The following is a 7,463-nucleotide window of genomic DNA, read 5'->3' as shown; positions in this document are numbered from 1 at the left end:
CGTCGCGTGCACGTGCAGCTCGCAGCTCCGTCTGCGCGGCCGGGTCGAATTCGGTTTCGCCGGCGTTGGCGCTAAAGAGCTCGGCCACGTGTGGGCTGCGCAGCCACCGGCAACGATGTTGAAACGAAGTGGACGCAGCGCACTGGTAAAGGCTGACCTCCCAGGTGACGGCGCGATCACCCAGGAACCCGAGTTCATCGGTGCGCTCCGGCAGCTTCTCGGCAACAACAGCGACCTGTTCGTGCATCATGTCGCAGCACATGCGCGCAAGGGTAGACCAAGATCAAGTGTGGTGGCCCATTATCCCCAGAGAACGAAGATCACCGTCATCGTCGTCGTTGACGATACCCATCAGGGACGCGACAACAACCGCCTACAGCCCAGCAGCGTGCCCTCGTGCGAGTGTTATCTCGGGAAGACAACTACACCTCGAGAGTTGGTCGGTCAGCGACATCGCCATGGCTAGCCAGGCTCGTTACAGTCTTAGCAACGTCCGGTTCTCCAGCGCCACACTCGGGCTCGACGACCGCCGCAATCATCGAATTCCAACCATTGTCTAGAAGCAACACGAGAAGGGACCTCGCCATGGCCGGTGATCCGTCGTTTGATCTGTTCAGGCTTCCCGATGAGCACAACGAGTTGCGTGCGGTGTTGCGGGATTTGTGCGAAACCCAGATCGCGCCGTACGCCACCGATGTGGATGAGCATGCCCGGTTCCCGGAAGAGGCGCTCAAGGCGCTCAACGATTCCGGGTTCTCGGCGGTGCATGTGCCCGAGCAGTACGGCGGGCAGGGTGCCGACTCAGTGGCGACCTGCATGGTGATCGAGGAGGTGGCGCGCGTCGATGCGTCGGCGTCGTTGATTCCGGCGGTCAACAAGCTGGGCACGATGGGCCTGATTCTGCGGGGCTCGGAGGAGCTGAAGCGCCAGGTGCTGCCGAGTTTGGCCTCCGGCGAGGCGATGGCGTCGTATGCCCTTTCGGAACGGGAGGCCGGCAGTGACGCGGCGGCGATGCGGACCCGGGCCCGGCCTGACGGCGACGAGTGGGTGCTCAACGGCGCGAAGTGCTGGATCACCAACGGCGGCAAGTCCAGCTGGTACACGGTGATGGCGGTGACCGATCCGGACAAGGGCGCCAACGGGATCTCGGCGTTCATGGTGCACAAGGAGGACCCTGGTTTCACGGTCGGTCCCAAGGAACGCAAGCTGGGGATCAAGGGGTCGCCAACCACCGAGCTGTATTTCGAGGACTGCCGCATCCCGGCCGATCGGATCATCGGCAAACCGGGCAGCGGGTTCAAGACCGCGCTGGCGACGCTGGATCACACTCGCCCCACGATCGGGGCGCAGGCGGTGGGCATCGCCCAGGGCGCGCTGGACGCGGCGATCGCCTACACCAAGGACCGCCGCCAGTTCCGCAAGCGGATCAGCGACTTTCAGGGTGTGCAGTTCATGCTGGCCGACATGGCGATGAAGGTGGAGGCCGCGCGGCTGATGGTCTATTCCGCCGCTGCGCGGGCCGAACGCGGCGAGCGGGATCTGGGCTTTATCTCCTCGGCGTCGAAGTGCTTTGCCTCCGACGTGGCCATGGAGGTCACCACCGACGCGGTGCAACTGTTCGGCGGAGCCGGCTACACGCAGGACTTCCCGGTCGAGCGGATGATGCGCGACGCCAAGATCACTCAGATCTACGAAGGAACCAACCAGATTCAACGCGTCGTCATGGCACGCGCATTGCTGAAGTAGCTCACTGGCCGGCGGGCAGCCCGCCCGGTGAAGGCGCACGGCAAGGTGGTTGGCAGCGGGCACGGTAACGAGCTGAACACGACCTCGCCGATCGCGATCATCATCTGGTGGGCCAGGCTTACCGCCAGGGCAACGACATCACTGGTTCGAGTTGGTCGATGGTTGAATTGCGTTCGATTTGGCTGCCCAGAACGGGTTGACGAGAAACTGGATCTGCCCTCGCTCCGGTTCCTCGGCGAAGCCGACTACGTCGGGTTCGTACGCTGAAAGGTCCGGTGCAAGGCCGGCTGATTTCGGCGCCAGCGCATCAGCGCTCTTGGCATAGGACAGCTGAGCGGCGCCGCGGTGAGAAACCTCGCTTCCGCGCCGACCGTCGTCGATCCAGGAGGTGACAGCGGTCCGCGTGCTGTGCCGGTGTCGCCGGTGCCCTGAACTTGGACACACCGCTCAAATGTCAAGCGGAGTGCGTCCGCGAATTCTGCCGATGCGTTGGGCGTGCTTGCGGCAGGGTCGCGCCCTGGTTATCGGCCAGTAGGTGGGGTCGAGTACCTGCGCAGAGGGCGGCGAGGGAGTCGTGGCTGGGGCGGTGGTAGCCGTCGATGCTGCGGTCGTCGGAATCGACGAGTCCGGCTCGGCGTAGCTATCTGCGGTGGTCGCTGACAGTTGATTCGGTCGAACCCCAAAAAGCAGCGGAGAGCTCACCGCTGTTCTCCGCGCCCGGCGAGGAGCTGAATAGCAGCGAAATGGCGCCGCCCGACGCCGCGATCCGTTTGATATATCAATCTATCGCGTGATATAGTTATCAGCAGTTATCGTATTTCGTCACCGAGGAGGAAAATCAATGGCGACCGCACAAGAGGCAATTACCACCCTCCAAACCCGGGCCCTCGATGCCATTAAGGCGGGTCAGGACGCCGCCGTCGAGGCGATCCAGGCCTTGAGGCAGGCATTGGCGAACATAACCCCGGCACCGATACGGTCAGTCGGCGATCTGATCCCCAACGTCGGGGACCCGAGGGCGATCGTAGACAGCGTCTATGACTTCGCCGCTCAATTCCTGAAGCTGAACCAGGAGTTCGTGCACCGGCTGTTGGGGGCCTCCACACCGGTGTCGACCACGCCGATCAAGAAGGCGCCGGCGCCCAGGAAGGCGCCAATGAAGACGAAGACGCCAATGAAGACGAAGACGACTGCCAAGTAACCTGGCTCCCGATGCCGACCGTTGGAGCAACCCCCACCGCGGTTGCTCCAGGCACCGCGTTAAGGAGAAAGTGGTATGGACGCTGCGTTCAGCGAAACCTGGAAGGTGCAGCGGGCAGCGCTCGGGACGTTCCTTCGCACCCAGCGTGAGTTATCCAACCTGTCACTGCGTGAGCTCTCCCGCCTGACCCGGATATCCAACGCCTACCTAAGCCAGATTGAACGGGGGCTGCACGATCCAACGTTGCGGGTGTTGCTTCAGATTGGCGATGCGTTGCAGATATCGCTAACCGAGATACTCAGCGCCGGTGGCGCCTCGCACCCCGCGGACGCAGGCGATGCCTCACCGGCGGGCGCGCAGCCGGTCGAAGCGGCTATCCGGGTCGACCCGCACCTGACCGCCCCGGAAAAAGACGCCCTGCTGACGGTGTATCGAAGCTACCTGCACTCGCACGAACGAGACTCCCGGTAGTCCGACGGGAATGCGTGTTCAATACTCAATCCCGAGTCCCGATGCTGCACAACGATCGCCAACATGTGGCAGGGAGGCTCCTGAACAATCGCGTACCGCTCGTGGATTTGGGGTCGTGTGCTCGGAGTTGTGAGAAGCGGTTCGTTAATGTGCCCCGAGTTCGTCGTGGACTGGCTGGAGTGGATTGGCTTGTGCGGCTTGAAGTTGTCCGCCCGGCTAGCAGAAACGGCAGCCGCCGTTTTCGTCTTAGAGCCTTACACAGTGACTCGAACTCTCCCGGTTGGGTTATCCGCCCGACACCGCCGCTGAACGGGAATTCGCTGGTGAATGCGGCTCGCCCCCTTACAGGCTGGCGGGTGCGTGTCCCGCCAGCCGGAAGGTCCGCGTCAAGCCCGCGAGCCGCGTCGTGACGAGATAGCGCTCCCGGCATCCGGGCCGTCCCCCCGTCGGCCGACCGGACGGCGCCCGAGGTCGTCCTCGCCATCATCGTCGCCGTCTACCGGGTGGGGTGCGGAGAAGCTGGCCATGGTTGAGGTACCGGCCATTGGGCGGCGACAGCATCGCCACGAGGGCGGATTGACCGCGCCCGGGGTCGAGGCCACGTATGCCGAGTTCATAGCCCTGAGGGCAGGGGTCCGACAGCCCGTCTAAATCTAAATCTTCGACCTCCAGACGGGGGCATGAACGCGCCAATTGGGACTACCTTTGGTAGGGCATAGTGCACTCTCACCAGCGACGAAGGGATTCCGATGCCCGATAACACCGAGTTCTCGACCTTGAATTACCCTGGTGGCGAGCTTGACCTGGAGATCGTCCATGCAACTGAGGGAGCCGACGGCATCGCCCTGGGTTCGCTGCTTTCCAAGACCGGCTACACCACGTTCGACGAAGGCTTCGTCAACACCGCGTCGACCAAGAGCGCCATCACCTATATTGACGGGGACGCCGGGATCCTGCGCTATCGCGGCTACCCGATCGAGCAGCTCGCGGAGAAATCGACCTTCATCGAGGTGAGCTACCTGCTGATTTATGGGGAGCTGCCGGACAACGAGCAGCTGGAGAAGTTCACCACCCTAATCCAGCGGCATACGCTGCTGCACGAGGACCTCAAGAGGTTCTTCGACGGCTTCCCCCGCAATGCCCACCCGATGCCGGTGTTGTCCAGCGCCGTGAACGCGCTGTCCGCGTACTACCAGGATTCGCTCGACCCGTTCGACGAGGCCCAGGTGGAGCTGTCCACCATCCGGCTGCTGGCCAAGCTGCCCACCATCGCGGCCTACGCGTACAAGAAATCGATCGGTCAGCCGTTCCTGTATCCCGACAACTCGCTGACGCTGGTGGAGAACTTCCTGCGGCTGACGTTCGGGTTGCCCGCCGAGCCCCACGAGGTCGATCCCGAGCTCGTCCGCGCACTCGACATGCTGTTCATCCTGCACGCCGATCACGAGCAGAACTGCTCCACCTCGACGGTGCGGCTGGTCGGCTCGTCGCAGGCCAACCTGTTCACGTCGATCTCCGGCGGCATCAACGCGCTGTGGGGTCCGCTGCACGGCGGCGCCAACCAGGCGGTGCTTGAGATGTTGGACAAGATCCGCCAAGCCGACGGCGATGTGCACGATTTCGTCAAGAGGGTGAAGAACCGCGAGGACAGCGTGAAGCTGATGGGCTTCGGGCACCGGGTCTACAAGAACTACGATCCGCGGGCGCGGATCGTGAAGGAGCAGGCCGACAGGATCCTCGGCAAGCTCGGCGGCGACGACGAACTGCTGGACATCGCCAAGGCGCTCGAAGAGGTCGCGCTGACCGACGACTTCTTCATCGAGCGCAAGCTCTACCCGAACGTCGACTTCTACACCGGCGTGATCTACCGCGCGATGGGGTTCCCGACGCGGATGTTCACCGTGCTGTTCGCGCTGGGCCGGCTGCCGGGCTGGATAGCGCACTGGCGCGAGATGCACAACGAGGGCGGGGGCAAGATCGGCCGTCCACGCCAGGTCTACACCGGCTACACCGAGCGCGAGTACATCGACCTGACTCACCGCTGAAGCCCCAACTGCGCCGCACCTATCCCGCGACACCCAAATAAGTTGGACGCTTTCATCCGCGTCTTAGCTTAGGATTGCCTATTATCGGCACGCGTTTCGAGATAATGTGGACCAAACGTCCGCCCGAGCAACGAACTTAAAACAATAGCACTCGCTCGTAACACGTTTCGCCCGGTTAAATGCCGCATCACCCGATGTATTTGTATGCCACCGGTTTATACCTTCTGCCAATTGAAATTGGGCTATCGCCCCGCGAAGCGTTCAGCGCCGCGCCGCCCGTTGCGGCCGGAGGCGCCCAACCAGGCGTACCGGGCCTCGGCCACCGCGTTGCCGGAGATACTGGGCCCGATGCTCAACCCACCGCGGCCGAGCTAGGGAATCTCCTCCTCGAGGTAACGCTGAATAGTCGCCGTAAGCTCGGCCCGCCGAGGGTGCAATCCATCGATCTGGCGGACTACAGGTCAACATCCACATCGCTTCCGCTTCGTGGCGTCGTCATGACATGAAGGTAGATCCTGCTGACGTCACTGGCAGCGCTCACAACATTCTTAGGCCAATGTCGCGATTTACCTCGACTTGCGGCGCTGTCGCTGGTTAAGTTGCCGTTGCGGCTAAGGAGTGCAGATGAGCCTGCCAGTACTACCGGAATTGCGTGCGGCGAAGGATCCCGAGGGGTCTGCTGTCGCCGATGACGATATCAGCTTGACCAATGGCCAGTTCTTGGAGGCGGTGCGCCGGGCCGGCGGATCGCTTGGCCGGCTTGGTGTTTCGCGCGGCGATGTGGTGGCGGTCATGCTGCCTAATACGGCGAGCTTTGTGGTAGCGCTGTTCGCGGCGTGGCGGCTGGGTGCGGTGGTGACGCCGATCAATCCCGCGTTGCGGCCGGCAGAAGTGCGGTATCAGCTTGGCGACGCCGACGCCAAAGTGTTGATCGTCGACACCGTGCCCGAGTTCGACACCGGCGGACGGCAGGTGGTCGTCGCCGGCGACTTGACCGCGCCACCCGCCGACGGCCAGCTGTACCCGGCGCAGGTTGACGACGACGCGCTGGCGCTGCTGATCTACACCAGCGGGACCACGGGCCGGCCCAAGGGCGTGATGCTGGATCACGCCAACCTGATCGCGATGTGCCGCAACGTGATTGAGGTGTTCGCGTTGACCGGTGCCGATCACAGCCTGCTGATCCTGCCGCTGTTTCACGTCAACGGGATCGTGATCGGCACTGTTTCACCGTTGTTGGCCGGAGGGCGCATCACCGTCGCCGGCCGATTCAGCCCCAAGACGTTCTTCAGCAGGGTCGAACAGAGCGGGGCTACGTATTTCTCAGCCGTGCCCACGATCTACACGATGCTGGCCGGGTTGCCCGAGGACGTCCAACCCGACACTTCCTCGGTGCGGTTCGCGATCTGCGGTGCCGCGCCGGCCAGTGTGGAGTTGCTGGAGCGGTTCGAATCGCGCTACGGCATCCCGATCATCGAGGGCTACGGCCTGTCGGAGGGGTCGTGCGCCAGCACTATCAATCCGTTGTACGGGAAGCGCAAGGCGGGCACCGTCGGACTGCCCTTGGCTGGCCAGACGATTCGGATCGTCGACGCCTCCGGGCAACCGGTGGCCGATGGCGAGGCCGGTGAGGTGGTGATCAAGGGCCCCAACGTGATGCGCGGTTATCTGAACCGGCCCGAGGAGACCGCCACCACGATCGTCGATGGCTGGCTGCACACCGGGGACATCGGGCGCTTCGATGAGGACGGTTACCTAGTGCTGGTCGACCGGGCCAAGGACATGATCATCCGCGGCGGGGAGAACATCTATCCCCGCGAGATCGAAGTCGTGGTGCACCAGTTGCCGCAGGTCGCCGAGGCCGCGGTCATCGGGCGGCCCGATCCGGTCTACGGCGAAGAGCCGGTGCTGTTCGCGTCGCTGCATCCCGGCACGCAACTGCACGTCGAGCAGATCCGCGAGCACCTGCACGAGTCGTTGTCGAAATACAAGCTGCCCGT

Annotated in this window: 6 protein-coding genes; 5 read left to right on the top strand and 1 reads right to left on the bottom strand. The window is 63.4% G+C overall.

Annotated features, from left to right (window positions below; genetic code table 11):
- Positions 1-262, bottom strand: a 262-nt coding sequence (locus tag VML93_RS29935; RefSeq protein WP_325616093.1) for a hypothetical protein, incomplete at its 3' end; no start/stop codon positions are given.
- A 323-nt stretch (positions 263-585) separates the two neighbouring features.
- On the opposite strand from VML93_RS29935, the gene VML93_RS29930 reads away from it, so the two are divergent.
- The 5 genes from VML93_RS29930 to VML93_RS29910 form a co-directional block, all read left to right on the top strand.
- Positions 586-1,746: an acyl-CoA dehydrogenase gene (locus tag VML93_RS29930; protein WP_325616091.1), complete on the top strand. Its 1,161-nt coding sequence runs from the start codon at positions 586-588 to the stop codon at positions 1,744-1,746.
- Between the two features lie 841 nt (positions 1,747-2,587).
- Entirely contained in the window at positions 2,588-2,947 is a 360-nt protein-coding gene (locus VML93_RS29925; protein WP_325616090.1) for a hypothetical protein, read from the top strand.
- 75 nt (positions 2,948-3,022) lie between these two features.
- A complete protein-coding gene (locus VML93_RS29920) occupies positions 3,023-3,418 on the top strand; it encodes a helix-turn-helix transcriptional regulator (RefSeq protein ID WP_325616088.1) in 396 nt (131 codons plus the stop codon).
- Between the two features lie 749 nt (positions 3,419-4,167).
- Positions 4,168-5,463 carry a citrate synthase gene (locus VML93_RS29915; protein WP_325616086.1) on the top strand — a complete coding sequence of 432 codons (1,296 nt, stop codon included), beginning with the start codon at positions 4,168-4,170 and terminating at the stop codon, positions 5,461-5,463.
- Positions 5,464-6,087: 624 nt separating this feature from the next.
- On the top strand, positions 6,088-7,463 hold a 1,376-nt coding region (locus VML93_RS29910; protein WP_325616085.1), incomplete at its 3' end, for a class I adenylate-forming enzyme family protein.

The sequence above is a fragment of the Mycobacterium sp. genome (assembly GCF_035499775.1).
Taxonomy (GTDB): domain Bacteria; phylum Actinomycetota; class Actinomycetes; order Mycobacteriales; family Mycobacteriaceae; genus Mycobacterium.
The sequence above is the reverse complement of the archived record's forward strand: the minus strand, read 5'-3'. Positions and strand labels throughout refer to the sequence as shown.